The sequence below is a fragment of the Mucilaginibacter sp. genome, assembly GCF_025362475.1.
GTDB lineage: Bacteria > Bacteroidota > Bacteroidia > Sphingobacteriales > Sphingobacteriaceae > Mucilaginibacter.
Window position 1 is genome coordinate 11703 of record NZ_JANYGH010000004.1, and the last position, 19635, is coordinate 31337.

Annotated in this window: 19 protein-coding genes; 9 read left to right on the forward strand and 10 right to left on the reverse strand. The window is 41.8% G+C overall.

The features are described 5' to 3' along the window. Position 1: 1 nt before the first annotated feature. The gene (gene fabF, locus Q0R88_RS01840) at positions 2–1255 is read right to left on the reverse strand and encodes a beta-ketoacyl-ACP synthase II (RefSeq protein ID WP_295711611.1); all 1254 of its coding nucleotides are present in this window, start codon (positions 1253–1255) and stop codon (positions 2–4) included. Positions 1256–1274: 19 nt separating this feature from the next. Next, positions 1275–1511, reverse strand: a complete 237-nt coding sequence (locus tag Q0R88_RS01845) for an acyl carrier protein (RefSeq protein WP_031266521.1) — start codon at positions 1509–1511, stop codon at positions 1275–1277. Positions 1512–1659: 148 nt separating this feature from the next. Between Q0R88_RS01845 and Q0R88_RS01850 the strand changes: the two genes are divergently transcribed. After that, a complete protein-coding gene (locus Q0R88_RS01850; RefSeq protein ID WP_295711612.1) occupies positions 1660–2085 on the forward strand; it encodes an IPExxxVDY family protein in 426 nt (141 codons plus the stop codon). A gap of 67 nt (positions 2086–2152) precedes the next feature. After that, positions 2153–3589 (forward strand): pyruvate kinase, encoded by a 1437-nt coding sequence (pyk, locus tag Q0R88_RS01855; protein ID WP_295711614.1) that lies wholly within the window; start codon positions 2153–2155, stop codon positions 3587–3589. A gap of 77 nt (positions 3590–3666) precedes the next feature. Here the strand turns inward: pyk and Q0R88_RS01860 are convergent, their stop codons facing one another. Both Q0R88_RS01860 and Q0R88_RS01865 read right to left on the reverse strand, forming a co-directional pair. Beyond that, positions 3667–4020, reverse strand: a complete 354-nt coding sequence (locus Q0R88_RS01860; RefSeq protein ID WP_295711615.1) for a nuclear transport factor 2 family protein — start codon at positions 4018–4020, stop codon at positions 3667–3669. 182 nt (positions 4021–4202) lie between these two features. Continuing rightward, positions 4203–5078, reverse strand: a complete 876-nt coding sequence (locus Q0R88_RS01865; protein WP_295711616.1) for a hypothetical protein — start codon at positions 5076–5078, stop codon at positions 4203–4205. Positions 5079–5395: 317 nt separating this feature from the next. Between Q0R88_RS01865 and Q0R88_RS01870 the strand changes: the two genes are divergently transcribed. Next, a complete protein-coding gene (locus tag Q0R88_RS01870) occupies positions 5396–6082 on the forward strand; it encodes a hypothetical protein (RefSeq protein WP_295711618.1) in 687 nt (228 codons plus the stop codon). Between the two features lie 396 nt (positions 6083–6478). Here Q0R88_RS01870 and rsgA read toward each other — a convergent pair whose 3' ends face one another. After that, a complete protein-coding gene (gene rsgA / locus Q0R88_RS01875) occupies positions 6479–7399 on the reverse strand; it encodes a ribosome small subunit-dependent GTPase A (RefSeq protein ID WP_295711619.1) in 921 nt (306 codons plus the stop codon). Between the two features lie 30 nt (positions 7400–7429). Then, complete coding sequence (locus Q0R88_RS01880; protein WP_295711621.1) at positions 7430–8005, reverse strand: hypothetical protein; 576 nt, start codon at positions 8003–8005, stop codon at positions 7430–7432. Between the two features lie 266 nt (positions 8006–8271). Between Q0R88_RS01880 and thrA the strand changes: the two genes are divergently transcribed. From thrA to Q0R88_RS01910, 6 genes are all read left to right on the forward strand, one after another. Further along, complete coding sequence (gene thrA, locus Q0R88_RS01885) at positions 8272–10722, forward strand: bifunctional aspartate kinase/homoserine dehydrogenase I (protein ID WP_295711623.1); 2451 nt, start codon at positions 8272–8274, stop codon at positions 10720–10722. Positions 10723–10815: 93 nt separating this feature from the next. Beyond that, the gene (locus Q0R88_RS01890; RefSeq protein ID WP_295711625.1) at positions 10816–11808 is read left to right on the forward strand and encodes a homoserine kinase; all 993 of its coding nucleotides are present in this window, start codon (positions 10816–10818) and stop codon (positions 11806–11808) included. Between the two features lie 297 nt (positions 11809–12105). Further along, a complete protein-coding gene (thrC, locus tag Q0R88_RS01895; RefSeq protein WP_295711627.1) occupies positions 12106–13416 on the forward strand; it encodes a threonine synthase in 1311 nt (436 codons plus the stop codon). Positions 13417–13420: 4 nt separating this feature from the next. After that, positions 13421–13795: a hypothetical protein gene (locus tag Q0R88_RS01900; protein WP_295711628.1), complete on the forward strand. Its 375-nt coding sequence runs from the start codon at positions 13421–13423 to the stop codon at positions 13793–13795. Between the two features lie 56 nt (positions 13796–13851). Continuing rightward, positions 13852–14208 (forward strand): hypothetical protein, encoded by a 357-nt coding sequence (locus tag Q0R88_RS01905; RefSeq protein WP_295711629.1) that lies wholly within the window; start codon positions 13852–13854, stop codon positions 14206–14208. Continuing rightward, positions 14205–14810 (forward strand): HAD family phosphatase, encoded by a 606-nt coding sequence (locus Q0R88_RS01910; protein WP_295711630.1) that lies wholly within the window; start codon positions 14205–14207, stop codon positions 14808–14810. Before Q0R88_RS01905 ends, Q0R88_RS01910 begins: the two co-directional genes overlap by 4 nt. Before the next feature lie 344 nt (positions 14811–15154). Here the strand turns inward: Q0R88_RS01910 and Q0R88_RS01915 are convergent, their stop codons facing one another. From Q0R88_RS01915 to rpiB, 4 genes are all read right to left on the reverse strand, one after another. Further along, positions 15155–15694, reverse strand: coding sequence for a dihydrofolate reductase family protein (locus tag Q0R88_RS01915; RefSeq protein WP_295711631.1), 540 nt, complete (start codon positions 15692–15694; stop codon positions 15155–15157). A gap of 14 nt (positions 15695–15708) precedes the next feature. Further along, positions 15709–17094, reverse strand: coding sequence for a LutB/LldF family L-lactate oxidation iron-sulfur protein (locus Q0R88_RS01920; RefSeq protein ID WP_295711633.1), 1386 nt, complete (start codon positions 17092–17094; stop codon positions 15709–15711). A gap of 156 nt (positions 17095–17250) precedes the next feature. After that, the gene (locus tag Q0R88_RS01925) at positions 17251–18798 is read right to left on the reverse strand and encodes a M28 family peptidase (protein ID WP_295711635.1); all 1548 of its coding nucleotides are present in this window, start codon (positions 18796–18798) and stop codon (positions 17251–17253) included. 122 nt (positions 18799–18920) lie between these two features. Then, positions 18921–19355: a ribose 5-phosphate isomerase B gene (rpiB, locus tag Q0R88_RS01930; RefSeq protein ID WP_295711637.1), complete on the reverse strand. Its 435-nt coding sequence runs from the start codon at positions 19353–19355 to the stop codon at positions 18921–18923. Positions 19356–19635: the final 280 nt, after the last annotated feature.

Here is a 19635-nt window from a genome sequence, read left to right on the forward strand (position 1 = left end):
ATTAATCTTCGTATTTCTTAAATATCACAGAAGCATTATGGCCGCCGAAACCAAAACCATTGCTTTGAACTATATTAATATCCCTATGCTGTGCTTTATTGAAGGTGAAATTAATTTTAGGATCAAAAGAAGGATCATCGGTAAAATGGTTAATAGTAGGGGGTATTATACCATTCTTTAAAGCCAAAATAGAGGCAATTGCTTCAACCGCGCCGGCAGCACCAAGTAAATGGCCTGTCATTGATTTGGTTGAGCTGATATTTATACGGTAAATATCGTCGCCAAAAACATCCTGTATAGCTTTAATTTCCTGCGGATCGCCTATTGGTGTTGATGTTCCGTGAACATTCACATAGTCGATATCTGCAGGGGTAAGGTTAGCATCTTCCAGGGCTGCACGCATAACAAGTGCCGCGCCAAGCCCATCCGGGTGAGGTGCTGTCATATGATAAGCATCGGCACTCATACCGCCACCCATCATTTCGGCATAAATTTTAGCGCCACGGGCTTTTGCATGCTCCAGTTCTTCTAAAATTATGGTACCTGCGCCTTCGCCGGCTACAAAACCATCCCTGTCCAGATCAAACGGACGCGATGCCGTTGACGGGTCATCATTACGGGTTGATAATGCATGCATAGCGTTAAAACCGCCGATACCTGCTTCGTTGATAATGGCTTCAGAACCACCGCTTATAAACATATTAGCTTTACCCAAACGGATATAGTTAAAAGAATCAATAAGCGAATTGTTTGATGATGCACATGCAGAAACAGTTGAAAAATTTGGTCCGCGCAATCCGTATTTGATTGAAATATGGCCTGGGGCAATATCTGCAATCATTTTAGGGATAAAGAACGGGTTAAAACGTGGTGTTCCGTCGCCTTTGGCAAAGTTTACAACTTCATCCAAAAACGTTTTTAAACCACCGATCCCCGATCCCCAGATAACGCCTATACGGCTGGTATCTAATTTGCTAAAATCCAATCCTGCGTCTTTTACGGCCTCTTCTGTTGCGAAAAGTGCGTATTGTACAAACGGATCTAATTTACGGGCATCTTTACGACCCAAAAAACCATCCGCATCGAAGCCCTTCACTTCACATGCGAACTTAGTTTTGAAATGTGTGGTATCAAAACTTTTGATAAAGGCAGCGCCACTTACCCCATTGATCAAACCATTCCAATATTCTGAAACGGTATTACCAATTGGAGTAAGTGCTCCAAGCCCGGTTACTACAACTCTTTTGAACTCCATTTAATCCAGTTAGGGAGTCTTATTTAACGTTTTTTTCAAGGTAAGCAACAGCCTGACCTACAGTACCGATAGTTTCAGCCTGATCGTCAGGAATAGCCACGTTAAATTCTTTTTCAAACTCCATGATTAATTCCACGGTGTCTAACGAGTCGGCACCAAGGTCATTGGTGAAACTCGCTTCTGGTGTTACTTCACTTTCGTCAACACCCAGTTTTTCTACGATAATAGCTTTTACTCTTGAAGCGATATCAGACATAGTCTTTATAGTTTAATGATTAATAAAAATTCAGTGCAAAGAAAAATAAATTCTGTCAATAATCAAATCTAAAAACTTTTACAATATAATTCGATAACAAAATTTTATTCGAACGGTTTCGATTTGTATTTTTGACGGTGTAAAAGTAATGATTTTGAACAGGAAATTTTTAAAGTTTGAGATCGATTTTGATTTTGTGCTAATTGCGGTAACAACTTCATTAAAAGATTACCGCGTATGTTATCTTATCAATAAGTTTTTAAATTTTAATTTTGTGAAAACGGAGGATCTGTCTGTTGATATTCAGCAGGGGAGTGAACCTGTTTTGTTCTCAAAGTACCATTATAGCTGGGAAACCACCGAGACAGATTTTTATTTTATTGCCAATAAAGGCTCTGAGGGCTATTTAGTGCCCGAAATTAAGCGTGCTGATTATTTTTTAATGATCAGGAATTATATTGATGATAATGACCTTGACAACCTGATATCAACCCTAAATAAGATACCCGAAATTGTTGCTGCAGTAAAGATTGATCCGAAAAAAATAAAATCACGGGAAAATCTGTTATTTTAGCGCAAAATTTTAAAAGTGTTGGTATTACACCTAAATGTGAATACGTAGCCAGATTAACCAGAACAATATGAAATTATATTATAATCGTACTAAGATTGTTGCCACGATGGGCCCGGCATCAGCTAAAAAAGAAGTTTTATTAGCAATGATAAAAGCCGGCGTAAACGTTTGTCGCCTTAATTTTTCGCACGGACGCCCCGAAGACCACAAAGCTGTTATTGATACCATCAGAGAAATCAACGAGGAATATAAAACCAATGTTGGAATATTAGCTGATTTACAGGGCCCCAAAATCCGTATTGGTTTAGTAAAAGATGGCGGTATTCATTTAGTTAACGGTACACAGATTAAAATTACTACCCAGGAATGTATTGGTAATGATGAGCAGATCTACATTACTTATGATACTTTCCCGCAGGATGTACAGGCAGACGAAATTATTTTGCTTGATGACGGTAAGCTGCAGTTAAGGGTAATTGAAACCAACAGGTTAGATACTGTTATATGCGAAGTTGTGCATGGTGGTATTTTAACATCACGTAAAGGCGTTAATCTTCCAAATACTAAGGTATCTATCCCAAGCTTAACAGAAGAGGATTTGATTAACCTGCAGTTTGCATTAAAATATGATGTGGAATGGATTGGTTTATCATTTGTACGTACCGGCCAGGATATTATTGAATTAAAAGAAATTATTGCTAAAAGCGGTAAAGCCGCAAGGGTAATAGCTAAAGTTGAAAAACCGGAAGCTATTGATAACATTGATGAAATTATTGCCGCTACAGATGGTGTAATGGTAGCCCGTGGTGATCTTGGAGTTGAAATGCCTTTGGAAGAAGTGCCATTGCTGCAGAAGATGATAGCCCGCAAATGCCGCGCTGCATCAAAACCGGTAATTGTTGCAACCCAGATGCTGGAGTCAATGATCACTACCCCGCGCCCAACCCGTGCCGAGGTTAATGACGTTGCCAACTCTGTATTGGATGGCGCCGATGCTGTGATGCTAAGCGGTGAAACATCTGTTGGTGAGTTCCCGGTGATAGTTATTGAAACTATGGCCAAAATTGTACGCAACGTTGAAGAGTTAGGTTATAACTTTAATTCATCTAAAGAAGTAAACTCTGATCCTGCATCGCCAGATTACCTGAGCAATACAGTTTGTGAGTCTGCAGTTCACCTTGCACAAAACAGCAATGCGGTAGGTATTGTATCTATGACAACTTCTGGTTACACCGCGTTCCAGATCTCGAGCCACAGGCCTAAAGCAAGTACTTATATATTTACAGCCAACAAGCAGTTACTAAACGCTCTTAGCCTTGTTTGGGGAGTACGTTCTTTTTACTACGATAGATTGAATAGTACCGACGAAACAATCAGCGATGTAAATAACATACTGAAGGCAGCAGACTTAATTAAATCAGGTGATGTAGTGATAAATACAGCTGCAACCCCAATTATTAAACAAGGTAAAACCAATATGCTTAAAGTAAGCGTTATTGAATAATTATAAAATTTTAACTTAATGTAAAAGCGGGTTGTGCAAATGCATAACCCGCTTTTATTTTGATGGCAGCCAGCTAATTAACCTATAAAAAACTGCTGGCTAACAATTTTTCCGTTTTCAACTTTATAAACACAAACCTCTTCAACTAATTTATTTCCCTGCCCCTTCACCGTGAAACTCATAGAAAAAATTAAACTGAAGTAGCTTCCTGCAAAAATAGCTTCGGATACTTTGATATCATGGATTTCTACTTTTGCAAGAAATTGATTTTCATATTCAATGAGCTTATGAAGACCAATTATTGGCTCGTTTTTATTATTCGGATCAATGCTTACTGCATTGTCAGCAAATAATTCGGTATATGCTTCAACAAATTTAAGCTCGTTGCATAATGAAGCTAAGCGATTGGCAATTTCTGGTATCGTGTTCATTTTTTTTGAAAGTTTATGTTATGATACTAATCAACGGTAATACTATATGAATGTTTACAACCTCCAATACGTAAAGGCAAAGAATGATATAGAAATGATATAACATGTAACGGGGGGCTAAAACAAAAAAACAGCGATGAGTAATCCCCATCGCTGTTTTTGATATAGTTAATATCTATTTCTTATTCGTTTTCAATAGCCGAAAATACTTCCAGCAGAATATTCCACTTTTTTGACTGCGCATCAATTTCCCAGATGCGTACATAGTTGTAGTTACCCACTACATTGCCTTTGGTAATACGTGCATGACCATAGCTGTAAGCCAGGTCATTACTCACAGAACGACCTGCATCAGTGGTTTCGGCAGATATGGTGATGGCCTGGTTATTGATAAATTTCATGATCACATCGGGCCCGGTCATTGGTTCAAACCCAGGGAAGTAGTAACGGCCCTCCGGACTTAAAAACTCTTTATAGCTGGCCAATGCAGATATGGTTAACGAGTGGTTGAATATTTTATCGGTGTTTACAATAACACTTTTAGCTGTAAAGGGATCCTTGCTCGGTGCTGATTTTATGGTAGCATCGGGCTCTTTAAAATCAGTTACCGCTTGTTCTTCCGGTTCGGGGTGTTGTATGCCCAAGTCAATCAGCAGCTTTAATTTATTATTGTCGTCAGCATCAATCCGCCAGATAGAAACATAATCGCCGTAAACTTTGTCATCCTCCGTTTTGCCATTTTGGTAAACATAAGGGCCTGCAGTAAAGGCAAGATCGCCATTGGCAGATATGCGGGCAAATTTTGGCTGCCAGCTTAGCTTGCCGGCTTGCTTATCAATTTTATTATAAAAATCGGTTATTTTTACGGCATCGGGTTTAAATACAATACCATCTGGAGCTGCAACGGCTAAAAAGCCATCTTTTATACCTTTACGTTCAACTAATTTATTGAAAGCCTCTTCGGCTGAAACAACTTTACTTACTTTAACCGGTGCTGTTTGCGCTAAGGCAAAAATGCCATAACTCATAAATGTGGCGGCTAATAATATTTTCTTCATATTTTAATAAGATATTGGGAGGAGCAATTTAATGATAAATTTTAAGTTGGTTAGGCAATTGCAAATCGCGCTAAATATGGATAGTTTTATGCAATTGCATGTAACCTGTAAACGGAAACCATCATATTAAATTGTGGAGGGGCTATGTTTAACCTATAAAAATTGCTGCTCAATGTGTTCATTTGTTGTATAGTTTCATAGTAGCTTTGGTACTTAAAAAGCCTTTTGCTACTAATTAAGAATATTTAACCCAATAATATGCATAATGTTTTGTTTAAAAACCTTGTTATGCTTTTAGTGTATAAAATTACGTTATTATGAAAATATCTTTTTTTGGTTTTTGCATAGCTGGCTTGCTGGTAAATTGTTTTAGTGCAAAAGCACAAACGCAAATGCTAAATGATAACCAGGGCAAGCCTGTTATGGAGCAAAATTATATTGATGTTGAAGGCAGCCCATATCTTGTGCCAAACTGGTTTCCGGGTAAAGTTAGCCTGGTTAGCGGTAAAACGATGCTGGCAAAACTTAAATATGATTTGATAAAAGATGAACTTTTATTTCAAAGCCCGCGGGATTCATTGGCCCTGGCTTTTGTTGAACCTGTAAGAAGCTTTAGCTTTGATACCTTTGGAATACTAGAGAGCAATCTTTTACCCCTGGTATTCAGCAGTGGCTACCCTGCTGTTGATGAACAAACACCTGCGTCGTTTTACCAGGTAATTGCCGATGGCAAAGTCAAAGTTTTAAAGCGCTATAAAAAGATAATTCACTCAGATCAGGTTTTTAACTCAGCAACCGTTACAAAAACTTTCGCGTTAAAGGATGCCGTTTATTACTTGTTGATGAATGATAATATCGCCAGGATAAAACCCGGCTCAAAAGTGATCCTTACTGCTCTAAATGATAAAGCGGAGAAGATGCAAACCTATATTAAAAGTGCCAAGGTTGATTACAAAAGCGATACCGACCTGGCTAAGCTGTTTAATTATTATAACTCGCTGTAAGGTAAGGGGCTGCCTAAAAATAAACAAATAGATCGTAATCGCGAGGTGCCTACTACCTATTACGTGTTCGCAAAAAATCTTTTTGTCATCCTGAACGCAGTGAAGGATCTGTTATTCGCCATGCTTCTTCGCCCTGTACAGTCTGCGAGTAGACCCTTCGTTCCTACCCATGACGTATTGGATTTTGAGGCGTGTGGGCCTGTCAGTCTGAGCTTGTCGAAGACTCGCGCGGAGAGGCCTTTGCCCACTATCCTTCGACAGGCTCAGGATGACAGCCATTTTTGTTACGTCATTTTCTCCTTCAGTGTCCCCCGGATAGTAAAACATGCAATGACGTTTAGGTATGTGCTTCATCAGGAGTCTAAAAGCATTTAATAAATCATTTTTAGGCAGCCTCTACGCCCTCGTATCATTCCCGTTATAAATGCTCAGATAACTTTCATAGCGCGATAGTTCAATCTCACCTTCTTCCAACGCCTCCAGCACAGCGCAGCCGGGCTCGTTAATATGGCGGCAGTTATTAAAGCGGCATTGATTCATGCGGGAGCGCATCTCAGGGAAAAAGTGGCTTAGTTCCTGTTTTTCTATGTCGATAACGCCCAGTTCGCGAATGCCGGGAGTATCTATAATGAATCCTCCTTGTGGCAGTTCAAACATTTCGGCAAAGGTAGTGGTATGCATTCCCTTATCGCTCCACTCAGATACCATATTAGTACGCAGATCAAGATTGGGCAACAGGGCATTGATCAGGCTGGATTTCCCTACACCCGAATGACCGGAGAACAACGTCACCTTATCCTTTAACAACTCCTGTACCTGATCAATATTGGTGCCTTCTATGGCCGATACCTCAAAGCATGGATAACCAATTTTTTCATATACAGCTTTATAGTCGGCCAGTATTTCCAGCCCTTCATCACTAAACAGGTCGAGTTTATTGAAGATCAATCTTGCAGGAATGTCATAGGCTTCGGCTGTTACCAAAAAGCGATCAATAAACCCCAATGAAGTACGTGGCGAAGCCAGGGTAACTACCAATAGTGCCTGGTCAAGATTGGCAGCAATGATCTGCGCCTGCTTGCTCAGGTTAATGGCCTTGCGGATAATGTAATTTTTACGCTGATGCAGTTTGGTGATCACGCCGCTTTGCTGCTCGGGCTCCATTTCAAATTCCACCACATCGCCTACAGCTACCGGGTTGGTGGTGGTGATGCCATGCATCCTGAACTTTCCTTTTATCCGGCAATCAATCCTTTCCCCGTCGGGTGTTTGCACCTGGTACCAGCTTCCGGTCGATTTTATAAGTAATCCCTGCATATCAGCCTCAAAAGTAACAAATACATCGCTTTAATTTGTCATTGCTTTATTTAGCGCAGCAATGCTTGCCTGTACAGCGCTATTCATCGCTGCACGATAATTCCTGATCATACCGCGATTGATATTCATAGAAGTAATTAAACCAATATGCTTTTGCTTATACAGTTTGATCAGGTAATCCGGATCATTTTGGTACCCTATAGCATTAACAACACCATTTTTGGGCCTGAAATGAATATTGAACATTTTGTATGTATAGCCATTATTTCTGCAATTTATTTGCACAGAAACAACCGCGTAAAACGGAATGCTTATTAATCCCGGCGTAACATTGTACAATAAAATGCCCTGGGCCACAACACTGCTTTTAATATTTTTGCCCTGTATGGTATCGGGCTGGTGATCTGCATAATAACTGTTGAACCATTTTTTGGCCGTACTATCTAACATGATACTATCGCGGCCCTGTACAATAATACTATCAGTATAAACCAGCTTGTTATTAATTGTGGGCAGATTATAGATCAGGCTATCATTTCCCTGTTGAGCAAAGCCCGGCACAGCCATCAGCAGTAACAATATAACCGGTAATAGTTTATTCATCATTTTGGGTAATTATAGTTAAAATCATATAGATCAGTACTTGTTTTTTATAAAAAGCAAAATAATGCTTGCTAATTAGAAAACATCTATTAACTTTGTCGACATTAAATATGACAATTAACAACACCATTATTACATCTATTATTACCATCGGCAAAATTACCGGGGGAAGATAATCGTATGGTGTAAAACATAAAAGAAACCAAATGAAAGCCTTCCTCCGCAAAGAGGAAGGCTTTTTTATTAAATATTGATTACTAAACCCAACAATGAAAGTTTTAAAATTCGGTGGCACATCTGTAGGATCAGCGGCAAGCATCCAAACCCTTTTAAACATATTAAAGGATGAAGTTAAAAATGAAGACAAGCCGGTAGTTGTATTATCGGCTATGGGCGGGGTAACCAACCTGCTGGCTTCAATGGCCGAAGATGCCGCCAATGGTAAAGAATTTACCGCGCCGCTTGCCGAGCTGGAAAGACGCCACTTTGAAGTGGTGAAAACCCTGCTTGATGTACAAAATCAAAACCCGGCCTTTACACGCTTAAAAATACATTTTAACCAGTTAGAGGAATTGCTGCAGGGTATATTAACCCTAAGGGAGCTTACACCAAAAACCCGCGATCAGGTGTTAAGTTACGGCGAACGCTGCTCAACCATAATGGTGAGCAAAATTGCTGCCCAGCATTTTAAAGAGGTATTGTATGTTGATGCCGCCGATGTAATTAAAACCGACAGCGCTTTTGGTAACGCCAAGGTGAACACCGAGCTTACCGAAATGCTGATCCGTAACCTGCAGCAGGAAAATAAAGATAAAATACTTTTCGTAACCGGCTTTATTGCGGGTAACGATGCCGGGCAAACCACAACCTTAGGTCGCGGGGGCTCAGATTATACCGCCGCTATATTTGGTGCAGCGCTAAATGCTAAAGAGATCCAGATATGGACAGATGTTAACGGAATGATGACTGCCGATCCGCGGATGGTTAAAAAAGCCTTCTCTTTAACCGAGCTTACTTACACCGAAGCGATGGAACTTTCGTACTTCGGCGCCAAGGTGATCTATCCGCCAACCATGATCCCGGCATTTTTAAAGAAGATCCCTATCGTTATAAAAAATACTTTTGAGCCGGAGTTTGAAGGCACCGTGATCCGTCATAACTGCAAGGCGTCCAACTTGCCAATCAAAGGAATCTCCTCTATCAACAATATCAGCATCCTTAATTTAGAGGGCAGCGGCATGGTTGGTAAATCAGGCTTTAGCGGTCGTTTATTCTCATTATTGGCAAGGGAGCAGATCAATATCATCCTTATCACCCAATCATCATCAGAGCATAGCATCACCTTCGCGGTACAGCCGCAGGATACCGAGCGTGCCAAACTGGTGATAGAACAGGAATTTGAACTGGAGCTTTTAGCCAAAAAACTGGAGCACCTGGTTATCGAAAAAAAACTGGCCATATTGGCTGTAGTAGGCGAAAACATGAAACAAACTCCTGGCATGTCGGGCAAGTTGTTTCACTCATTGGGTCGTAATGGTGTTAATGTGAGAGCTATCGCCCAGGGATCATCGGAGTATAATATCTCGGTGATCATCTCGGCACAAGATCTTTCAAAAGCATTAAACGCAGTACATGATGCATTTTTTGTACAGTTAACCAAAACACTGCATGCTTTTTGTTTAGGTACCGGTAACATTGGTAAAACCCTGTTTAACCAACTGAGAGCGCATACCGAATATTTAAAAGATAATAACGGCATCCAGGTGAAAATTGCAGGTATCAGCAATACCCGCAAAATGACCTTTAACAGCGATGGTGTTTCGTTGGATACCTGGCAAAATGATCTGGAATCTTCGCCATACCAGGCCGATCTGCAGGAGTTCATCAACAGGATGAAAGAAATGAACCTGCCTAACTGTGTATTTATTGATAACACTGCCAGCCCGGTACCGGTAGGTTTTTACGAGGAAGTTTTTAAGGCAAACATCTCGGTTATTACCTGCAATAAAATAGGTAACTCGGCCAGCTACAAGCAATACCGCACATTTAAAGATACCGCCCGCAGCCATGGTGTTGATTTCTTTTACGAAACCAACGTGGGCGCAGGCTTACCGATCATTAACACACTAAAAAACCTGATGAACAGCGGTGATAGGGTGCAGCGCATCGAGGCTATCCTATCGGGAACCATATCATTCATCTTTAATAACTTTAAAGGTGAAGCCAATTTTCACGATGTGGTAAAAGAAGCGCAGGAAAAGGGCTATACAGAACCAGATCCGCGTGATGACCTGAGCGGGAAAGATTTTATGCGCAAAATGCTCATTCTTGCCCGTGATGCCGGTTACGCTATGGAAGAAGCCGACGTGGAGATTGAAAGCGTATTGCCAAAAGCGAGTCTTGAAGCCAAATCGGTTGATGATTTTTACGCCACTCTTAAAACTGAAGACGCCCACTTTACCAGGCTTAAAGAGCAGGCCGAAAAAGATGGTAAGGTATTGCGTTATATAGGCAAGCTGGAAGCCGGCAAAGTAACCATCACCCTGCAAATGGTTGATGAAAACCATCCATTCTACATGCTATCGGGCAGTGATAACATTATATCGTTCACTACCGATAGGTACAAGGAGCGCCCACTGGTAGTAAAAGGCCCCGGCGCAGGTGCCGAAGTTACCGCTGCCGGCGTATTTGCTGATCTGATAAATTTGGGCGCAAATTAAGAGCCCCCTAACCCCCTGAAGGGGGAACTATAGTTTGATATGAAATGGGCACAGCCCCCTAACCCCTAAAGGGGGAATAAAAGTTTGATAGAAATGGAAAATAAGATAGAAGATTTAACAACAGCCCCATCTCTGGCACCCCCTTCAGGGGGCGGGGGGGGCATTCACGTTTTCGCCCCGGCCACTGTTGCCAATGTGGTATGCGGTTTTGACGTGCTTGGCTTCGCGGTAAATGAACCGGGCGACGAAGTGATTATGCGGATGACCAATAAACCCGGTATTACCATTAGTAAAATTACCGGTGATGACGGGCGTTTACCAATGGATCCGGCTAAAAATACGGTGAGTGTGAGCGTGCAGCATTATTTGCAAAGCGTTGGCCGTACCGATATTGGGCTGGATATTGAACTGCACAAAAAAATGCCGATAGGCAGCGGACTTGGTTCAAGCTCCGCAAGTACGGTTGCGGGCTTGTTCGCCATCAAAACCTTATTGGGCGATGATAGCGATCCGGCTAAATTATTACCCTTCGCTATGAAGGGCGAAGAAATGGCCTGCGGTCACGGTCATGCTGATAATGTTGCACCTGCTCTTTTGGGTGGTTTTGTATTGATCCGCAGTTATGAACCCCTGGATGTAGTTCGCCTGCCTCACCCGGCCGGTTTGTATTGCGCCATTGTATTTCCCGATGTAGATGTACCTACGAGGGAAGCCCGCCAGATTATCCGTAAAAACATCCAGATGAAGGATGCTGTAACCCAGTGGGGTAACATTGCCGGATTGGTAAGCGGTTTATTCATGAACGACATCGACCTGATCGGCCGTAGCATGAAGGACGTTTTGGTTGAACCAGTACGCTCCATGCTTATACCCGATTTTTACAAAATGCGCGAAATGGCCATGGAGCTTGGCGCAGTAAGCTTCGGCATCTCCGGCTCTGGCCCGTCTGTTTTTGCTTTCACTAAAGATGAAGACACAGCTAAGCGGATTACCCAAAAATTGCAAAAGCATTTAACAGCGCTTAAAATTGGTTCAAATGGTTATGTATCAACGATAAATGATGCAGGGCCTAAGGTGCTGGGGTAAAAGTGAAAATTAAAAAGTCAAAACAACGAATCTAAAACTACCGTCATTGCGAGGTATAAAATCTTGGGACTCTTAAGGAGAAATGACATTTTAAAAGGTTGTCATCCTGAGGAACGAAGGATCTATTCGCAAACTGTACAGGGCGAAGAAGCATAGTGGAGAGTAGATCCTTCACTCCGTTCAGGATGACAAAAAAGGTCGTTTCCCCCGTCATTGCGAGGGACCTCGCAATGACGGGGGAAAAAATAAAAAAATTATAAATCCGAAATCGAAATTCCGAAATCCGAAATAAAGAAAATGAAACTCTACAGTACCAACAACATCCAATCAGAAGTATCTTTTAAAGACGCGGTTTTTAACAGCATGCCGCAGGATAAAGGTTTATATATGCCTATCAGCATCCCGCGTTTAGATGATGATTTTATCAATAACCTGGATAAATATTCTTTACCGGAGATTGCTTACCGCGTAGCTAAAACCCTTTTGGGCGATGCCATGCCTGCTGATGATCTGAAAGCTTTAATAGATGATGCTATCAACTTTGATGCACCGGTTGTAAAGCTGGATGACAACGTACACGTACTGGAACTTTTTCACGGACCATCACTGGCTTTTAAGGATTTTGGCGCCCGTTTCATGAGCCGCGTAATGAGCTATTTTTTAGAGGACGGCGAAAAGCAGCTGGATGTATTGGTAGCCACAAGCGGCGATACAGGTGGTGCGGTTGCATTGGGCTTTTTAGGCGTACCCAACACAAGGGTTACTATCCTGTATCCTAAGGGCAAGGTAAGTGGCGTGCAGGAACAACAGCTTACAACCAACGGTCAAAACATCCGTGCATTGGAAATTGACGGTACTTTTGATGATTGCCAGGCCCTGGTTAAACAAGCCTTCACCGATGCCGAATTGAATGAGGAGTTCCGCTTAACATCAGCCAACTCTATCAATATAGCACGGTTAGTGCCGCAAACTTTTTATTATTTTAACGCTTATGCGCAGCTGTTAAGGCAGGGCGTTAAAAAAGTAATATTTTCTGTACCAAGTGGCAATTTTGGCAATATTGGCGCGGGTTTACTGGCCTGGAAGATGGGCCTGCCTGTTGAAAAATTTATAGCTGCTACTAATGCCAATGATACTGTGCCCGAGTTTTTAAAAACGGGTGTTTATCAGCCAAAGCCATCAGTAGCAACCTTATCAAACGCCATGGACGTGGGCAACCCAAGCAACTGGGTACGTATTGCCGATCTATTTAAGGCTGATATGGACGAGCTGAATAAATTAGTGGTAGGTTTTACCTACAACGATGATGAAACATTAAAAGCCATTAACTGGGTATTTGATACTTATGATTATGTGGTTTGTCCGCATACTGCTATAGCCTGGCAGGCCTTAACCGATTATCAGCACGATCATAGCAGTGCCGATACTGCAGGTGTATTTTTAGCAACCGCGCATCCGTGCAAGTTTCCTGATGTTTTTAGTGAGGAAATAGCCGCTAAAATAGATGTGCCGGAACAGGTAAAAGAACTGGAATCAAAAACCAAACTGGCAATAGCCCTAAGTAAAGATTTTGAAGATTTTAAGGGGTATTTGCTGAACGCGAAATAAGTGAATGTGGTTTAAAAAAGTCATTTTGATTTTATCCATGGCAATGCTATCCGTTTTTGGGTGTAGACGGCTGACCGGTAAAGTGCCTTTTTATAAAGAAAAATGGCTGGAGCGGGAAGACTGGGACTATCCAAGGCGGGATGAGATGATTGATGACCTTATTAAAAATCACAAATTAAAAGGATTGCGCTACAAACAAATGATAGAATTATTGGGTGAGCCTCAAGGCAACACCCAAGATTCTATTGGAGTTTATTATCAAATAGTGGAAGATTTCGGGTCGGATATCGACCCGGTTTATACAAAAAATCTTTCGGTTGAATTTAATAAGGATTCGATTATCAATAAAGTTACCATTGAAGAATGGAAAAAACCGTAACCAATCCGTATAAACTTATTATTCATGGTTATATTTGATCTGTAAAACCTATATCAATGCTCAACAAAAATACCATCGCTCTGCTTTGCTTAATAATCCTGGCAGTTACTGCTTGTAAACGGAACCGAAAATTTGATCGGGATAACTGGAACGAGGGGGATGGATTAACATTTAGCTATCGGGAACTAATGGTGGATGATTTACTAAAAAATTACAAACTTAAAGGTTTAAATTACCAGGAGGTAGTTCATTTACTGCACCGACCGCAACAAAGCGACACGGCTCAAATGACCTATGAAATAACAGAGATATACAAACCTGGCAAACCACGGTATGTTAAGCAACTTATCCTGTCTATGAAAGATTCTGTGGTAACTGATGTTAAAATTTACGAGCATACTGATAAAAAATGATCAATACCATCATATTCGACCTCGGTGCAGTTTTGATTGACTGGAACCCGCATTACGTATACCGTACCATATTTGATGATGAGCAGGAAATGAAAAACTTTTTGGCTACCGTTTGTACATCCGATTGGAATGAGGAGCAGGATGCCGGTCGTTCTTTACATGAAGGCACCGAACTGCTTATTGCCCAATTCCCGGAGCACGAGGCAAACATCCGGGCTTTTTACGGTAGGTGGGTTGAAATGCTTGGCGAGCCTTTTCACGGCACGGTTGAGGTTTTTAAACAGTTAAAGGAGAGTAAGAAATATAAGATATATGCGCTCACCAACTGGTCGGCAGAAACTTTTCCGTTTGCGGTGGCACGTTTTGATTTTTTAGACTGGTTTGATGGGGTGGTGGTATCTGGTACCGAAAAAATGCGCAAGCCAGCCCCTGAGTTTTACCAGGTACTGCTTGATCGGTATAATGTTAATCCTGAAGATGCTTTATTTATTGATGATAATTATCGCAATGTTTTAGCTGCAGAAAAAGAAGGGATTAAAAGTATTCACTTCAAATCGGCGGATGAATTGGCAGCGGAATTGAGAGAGCTTGGGATTTTGTAATAGGGGAATCGATTAAAAAACTACCAAGTCCTGCCGTCCGTCGGCTGACGGATCGGCATCCCATATACAAGATGTACGGCCTGAAGCCGACCTGTCCTGTGGGGTCCTGAAACAAGTTCAGGATGACTATCTGATATTGATTTTAAATAAGACTTTCCTGGACTTACCCCGTAGGGGTTACCTGTTTGTAGCAAAACAGCACGAAATGAGTTTTTGCGCCGTAGGTGCAACCTAAATATGGAAGGGTAGCCCCTACTGGGCAAAAGAATTGATATGTATGATTCTACAAACAGGTAGATCCTAACGGATCATAATTTTAATTCCGGGTGTAAAACTTCTGTAATCTAAAGATCAATCATACCGTAATCAAATTCCGGACTAAAGGTATACCTGAGCTGAACCAGGCCGGTTGAAAATTGTTCGCTACCAAGAAACATCAGTTTGGTACGATCTTTAACGATGAACAGCGGTTTGCCCGCACCTAAAATTACGGGGTGAACAGACAATATAAACTCATTAATCTGCCGTTGCTCTATAAATGCCGAAATCAATTGAGCGCCTCCAAACAGCCAGATGTTACCACCCGGTTGATGCCTGATCTCTTCTACACGTTGTTTAAAATCTGCCCGGCGAATAATTTCTGAATTGCCCTGCACCGTTGTCAGCGTATCCGAAAAAACATACATTTTAAGAGACCCAAACAATTCGGGCCCCGCGTTCATGAGTATTTCATAACTTTTACGGCCAAGGAAAATAGCATCGGCATTGTTCAGGAAATCCGTCATTCCATAATCCTGATCGGTAAGGCACCAATCATATTCGCCGTTTGGTCCTTCAATAAAACCATCGAGGCTCATGGCCAGGTTTAAAACTACTTTCCGCATACTAATAGGTATGATTATTCTTCGCCCTGGTGTTTATCTTTCCATTGTTTGCTGAATGATTTATCGGCAACATCCGGCATTTCTCTTAAATGGCCCCAGGTGCTTTTAAAGAAAAACCGGAGTAAAAAGTTTTTCATTTTGCCGCCAAAAAAATCGGTAAGGTTACGTTTAAGCATACCTTTTTTCCAGATGGCCCAGCCCCAGCGCTCTTTATTAGTAACAAAGCCCTGGTTAACGGCATCGCGGCGATTAAGCAGCAGCATTTTATGGATATCTATTTTTACAGGGCAAACTTCGGTGCAGCTGCCGCAAAGGCTTGATGCATAGCTAAGGTGTTTAAACTCCTCCATGCCATTGGTATGTGGAGTAATAACGGAGCCAATTGGCCCGCTATAGGTTATATTATAGGTATGGCCCCCAATATTTTGATAAACCGGGCACACATTAAGGCAAGCCCCGCAACGGATGCAATATAATCCCTGGCGCTGTTCCTTTTGGGCAAGCAGGTTGGTGCGGCCATTATCAATCAACACCACATACATCTCCTCGGGTCCATCGGTTTCATTTGGCTGGCGCGGACCACTTAAAATGGTGTTATATACCGTAAGATTTTGTCCTGTACCATGGGTAGATAGCATTGGCCAAAACAAATCCAGATCTGTAATTGACGGAATGATCTTTTCAATACCCGCCACCACAATATGCACCCTGGGGAAGGTGGTGCATAAGCGCGCGTTACCCTCATTTTCACTAATGGCGATACTGCCGGTATCAGCCAGCAAAAAGTTGGCTCCTGTTATACCCACATCGGCCTGTAAATATTTATCACGAAGCAGTTCGCGGGCTTTTAAAGTAAGCTGCTCTGGTGTTGCATCAAGCGGGCTGCCGAAGCGCTCATGAAACAGTTTGGCAATATCCTCTTTACTGAGGTGCATAGCCGGCGTAACAATATGGTAAGGAGCCTGCCCTAAAAGCTGAACTATGTATTCGCCGAGGTCGGTTTCTAAGGATTCGATATGGTTCTCCTTCAAAAATTCATTCAAATGAATTTCCTCGGTAACCATCGATTTTGATTTTACTACGGTTGTGGCTTTTGCCTTCTGGATGATGTTCAGGATTTCGCGATTGGCTTCTTCGGCATCATTAGCCCAGATCACCTTGCCGCCGCGGCGCTGAAAATTGGCTTCAAACTCCGGTAAAAACTTATCCAGGTTTTCCATCACTTTCCACTTGATCACATGCCCTTTCTTTTTGGCGTTATCCAGATTAATGATCCTTGAAAGTCCGCTTGATGCAGCCGCGTTGTATTTATCAATACTGTTATTGATAATACGGCGGTGATCTACATCAAATGCCTTTTCTTCCGAGGCAACCAAAAATTCTTCGGCAGTGCTTCCCATATATGCGAATTTAGGTTTTTTTGTGAGAAGTTGTTTAGCGAATGCTTGATTAGGTTAGATTAAATTATTTGACGTTCAAGGTTTGAAACAAAAAGAGGCGCAAATATTGCGCCTCCTCATAGTATTTATTACCGTTGAATTCAATCAACCACTCACCTATTTTGATGGTGGTGTTACGTCTATCACCGGTTTTTTATCGCGGTTAGCTAATTCCCAACCTGTGTAAAACACCAATTGCGTACGTTTTGCCAATAATGGGAAGTTGATCTTGCTCACCTCATCACCTGGCTGGTGATAATCGGCATGCACACCGTTGAAGTAAAATATGATGGGTACACCATGCTTGGCGAAGTTGTAATGATCGCTGCGGTAGTAAAACCTGTTAGGATCATTAGGATCATCATATTTGTAATCCAGTTTTAATTTGGTGTAAGTATCATTCGCTTTTTCGCCAATGTCATGCAAGTCTTTACTCAGCATGGCCGAGCCTATAGAGTATACATAGTTTGCAGAATCGGGTTTGCCAATATATTCTTCACCCACACGGCCTATCATATCAATATTAAGATCGGTAATGGTGTTAGCCAATGGGTAAACCGGATGATCGGTATAGTATTCAGAACCTAACAATCCTTTTTCTTCGCCTACGTTACCTAAAAACAGCACACTTCGGCGCGGGCCATGACCATCTTTTTTTGCTTGCGAAAATGCACGTGCAATTTCCAGGATGCCTGTTGTACCAGATCCGTCATCATCGGCACCGTTGTTCACTTTATCTTTTCCATCTGGGTTTAAACCAATGTGATCATAGTGAGCAGAAAATACCAATACTTCATCTTTTAAATCGGTACCGGGCATAAATCCTACCACATCAACCGCTTTCACAGCAGTTTGTTCATTGGCGTAAGCAGCTACAAGATCTGTTTTTGCAGTTACAACCGGGATTGTGGCAGCAGCAGCCTTTAAATCGGCAAATGTTTTACCGGTTGATTTTACCAGCTCATCAGCCATGGCAGGAGTGATGTGTAATGCTCCGGCAATCTTTGGTGCTCCGGCATCCTCCTTGATAGTTAAACGCGGGCTTGTAATGCTTTTGCCGTAACGTTTAAGCAAGTTTGTTAAATCGCCATTAACCGCCAAAATAAGTGAGGGATTTTTGCTTTGCAGATTCTTTAATATCTGCAGGCGTGCTGTACCCATGCGCACAGAGGTGTTTGGAGTATTACCCGCTTCTGGCTTGTCTTCATTTATCCATAATACAACCTTATTGGCCAAATCAGTACTGCCCAGTTCGCTATCAGTACCAAAGCCAACAAATACAAACTCGGTTGCTTTTACGTTATTATCAGGAACTGTACCATTCGGCAAGAAATCCTGTCCCAACGCAAACGGCTTTCCGTTAATGGTAAGTGTTGTTACTTTTAAAGTGTTTTGTACTAACGGCACATCAAAAAAGTACGATCCTTTTACGGGGGCTTGCAGACCTAATCTTTTAAATTCGGCGGCAATGTAATTAGCTGCTTTTTCGGCACCCGGCTTACCGGTTTCGCGGCCTTCAAATTCGTCAGAGGCTAAAATGCTCAAATGCTTTTTGGCATCCTCGGCGCTGATGAGTTTTGCGTACTTCATTGCCGTGGGGTTTTGTTGCGCGCAGGCATTTGCCGCAACAACAGCAGAGAGCGCAAGTAATGTGATTTTTTTCATTTATGATAATAATTAAGTCAGTTTCTTTTTAGTTCAGGATTGATGGCTTACAGATCATAGCTTTGTGCTTTAAGCCTTTGACTTTATGCTTTTTCCTTTGTCCAAAATCTTTTGTCCTCTTATCAGCAAGTCATTTTTCCTACTCTTGTAGCGTGCCTGCCGCCTTCAAAGTCGGTATTGAAAAATGCGTTCATGATTTTTTGAGCTTCGTCAATGCTGATAAAGCGAGCGGGAATACAAACGATATTGGCATTATTGTGGCTACGGGCCAATATGGCCAGCTCCTCGTTCCAGCAGATTGCTGCCCGAATACCCTGGTGCTTGTTGGCTGTTATGGCAACCCCATTGGCACTGCCACAAACCAGTACACCCAGATCGCATTCGCCACTTTCAACTGCAGATGCTACAGGATGTGCAAAGTCGGGATAATCAACAGAGGCGCTTGAATAAGTTCCGAAATCTGTGAGCTGATCTGCAGGGATCTCTGCGGATAAAGCCTGTTTATAATCAAAGCCGGCATGATCGGCACCAATGGCAATTTTAAGCCCTTCTTTCATCGTACAAAAATATCTTTTTGCAAATGTGCAAAATTAGGATGATAGATGCACGGATTTCAGGGAAGCAGATTGTAATTATGAGGATTGTTACAATGATGGGGATGAAGTTTAAAAAAACTTTTGTCATCCTGAACGGAGTGCACTGTTGTCCGGTAAACGAATTTTTTGAAAAAAAGTAAGGGGTAGCTAAAAGCCACCCCTTTTGTGTTGATATTAGAGTTACCACACTTTAATAACCAACATGAGCAAAAGTACTTTTTTTACCGGACAGCCGATATTA

What these genes read in the sequence shown, in the direction of transcription:
- fabF (WP_295711611.1), bottom strand. Translation starts at nt 1,255, where the DNA reads ATGGAGTTCAAAAGAGTTGTAGTAACCGGGCTTGGAGCACTTACTCCA.
- Q0R88_RS01845 (WP_031266521.1), bottom strand. Translation starts at nt 1,511, where the DNA reads ATGTCTGATATCGCTTCAAGAGTAAAAGCTATTATCGTAGAAAAACTG.
- Q0R88_RS01850 (WP_295711612.1), top strand. Translation starts at nt 1,660, where the DNA reads ATGATTTTGAACAGGAAATTTTTAAAGTTTGAGATCGATTTTGATTTT.
- pyk (WP_295711614.1), top strand. Translation starts at nt 2,153, where the DNA reads ATGAAATTATATTATAATCGTACTAAGATTGTTGCCACGATGGGCCCG.
- Q0R88_RS01860 (WP_295711615.1), bottom strand. Translation starts at nt 4,020, where the DNA reads ATGAACACGATACCAGAAATTGCCAATCGCTTAGCTTCATTATGCAAC.
- Q0R88_RS01865 (WP_295711616.1), bottom strand. Translation starts at nt 5,078, where the DNA reads ATGAAGAAAATATTATTAGCCGCCACATTTATGAGTTATGGCATTTTT.
- Q0R88_RS01870 (WP_295711618.1), top strand. Translation starts at nt 5,396, where the DNA reads ATGAAAATATCTTTTTTTGGTTTTTGCATAGCTGGCTTGCTGGTAAAT.
- rsgA (WP_295711619.1), bottom strand. Translation starts at nt 7,399, where the DNA reads ATGCAGGGATTACTTATAAAATCGACCGGAAGCTGGTACCAGGTGCAA.
- Q0R88_RS01880 (WP_295711621.1), bottom strand. Translation starts at nt 8,005, where the DNA reads ATGATGAATAAACTATTACCGGTTATATTGTTACTGCTGATGGCTGTG.
- thrA (WP_295711623.1), top strand. Translation starts at nt 8,272, where the DNA reads ATGAAAGTTTTAAAATTCGGTGGCACATCTGTAGGATCAGCGGCAAGC.
- Q0R88_RS01890 (WP_295711625.1), top strand. Translation starts at nt 10,816, where the DNA reads ATGGAAAATAAGATAGAAGATTTAACAACAGCCCCATCTCTGGCACCC.
- thrC (WP_295711627.1), top strand. Translation starts at nt 12,106, where the DNA reads ATGAAACTCTACAGTACCAACAACATCCAATCAGAAGTATCTTTTAAA.
- Q0R88_RS01900 (WP_295711628.1), top strand. Translation starts at nt 13,421, where the DNA reads ATGTGGTTTAAAAAAGTCATTTTGATTTTATCCATGGCAATGCTATCC.
- Q0R88_RS01905 (WP_295711629.1), top strand. Translation starts at nt 13,852, where the DNA reads ATGCTCAACAAAAATACCATCGCTCTGCTTTGCTTAATAATCCTGGCA.
- Q0R88_RS01910 (WP_295711630.1), top strand. Translation starts at nt 14,205, where the DNA reads ATGATCAATACCATCATATTCGACCTCGGTGCAGTTTTGATTGACTGG.
- Q0R88_RS01915 (WP_295711631.1), bottom strand. Translation starts at nt 15,694, where the DNA reads ATGCGGAAAGTAGTTTTAAACCTGGCCATGAGCCTCGATGGTTTTATT.
- Q0R88_RS01920 (WP_295711633.1), bottom strand. Translation starts at nt 17,094, where the DNA reads ATGGGAAGCACTGCCGAAGAATTTTTGGTTGCCTCGGAAGAAAAGGCA.
- Q0R88_RS01925 (WP_295711635.1), bottom strand. Translation starts at nt 18,798, where the DNA reads ATGAAAAAAATCACATTACTTGCGCTCTCTGCTGTTGTTGCGGCAAAT.
- rpiB (WP_295711637.1), bottom strand. Translation starts at nt 19,355, where the DNA reads ATGAAAGAAGGGCTTAAAATTGCCATTGGTGCCGATCATGCCGGCTTT.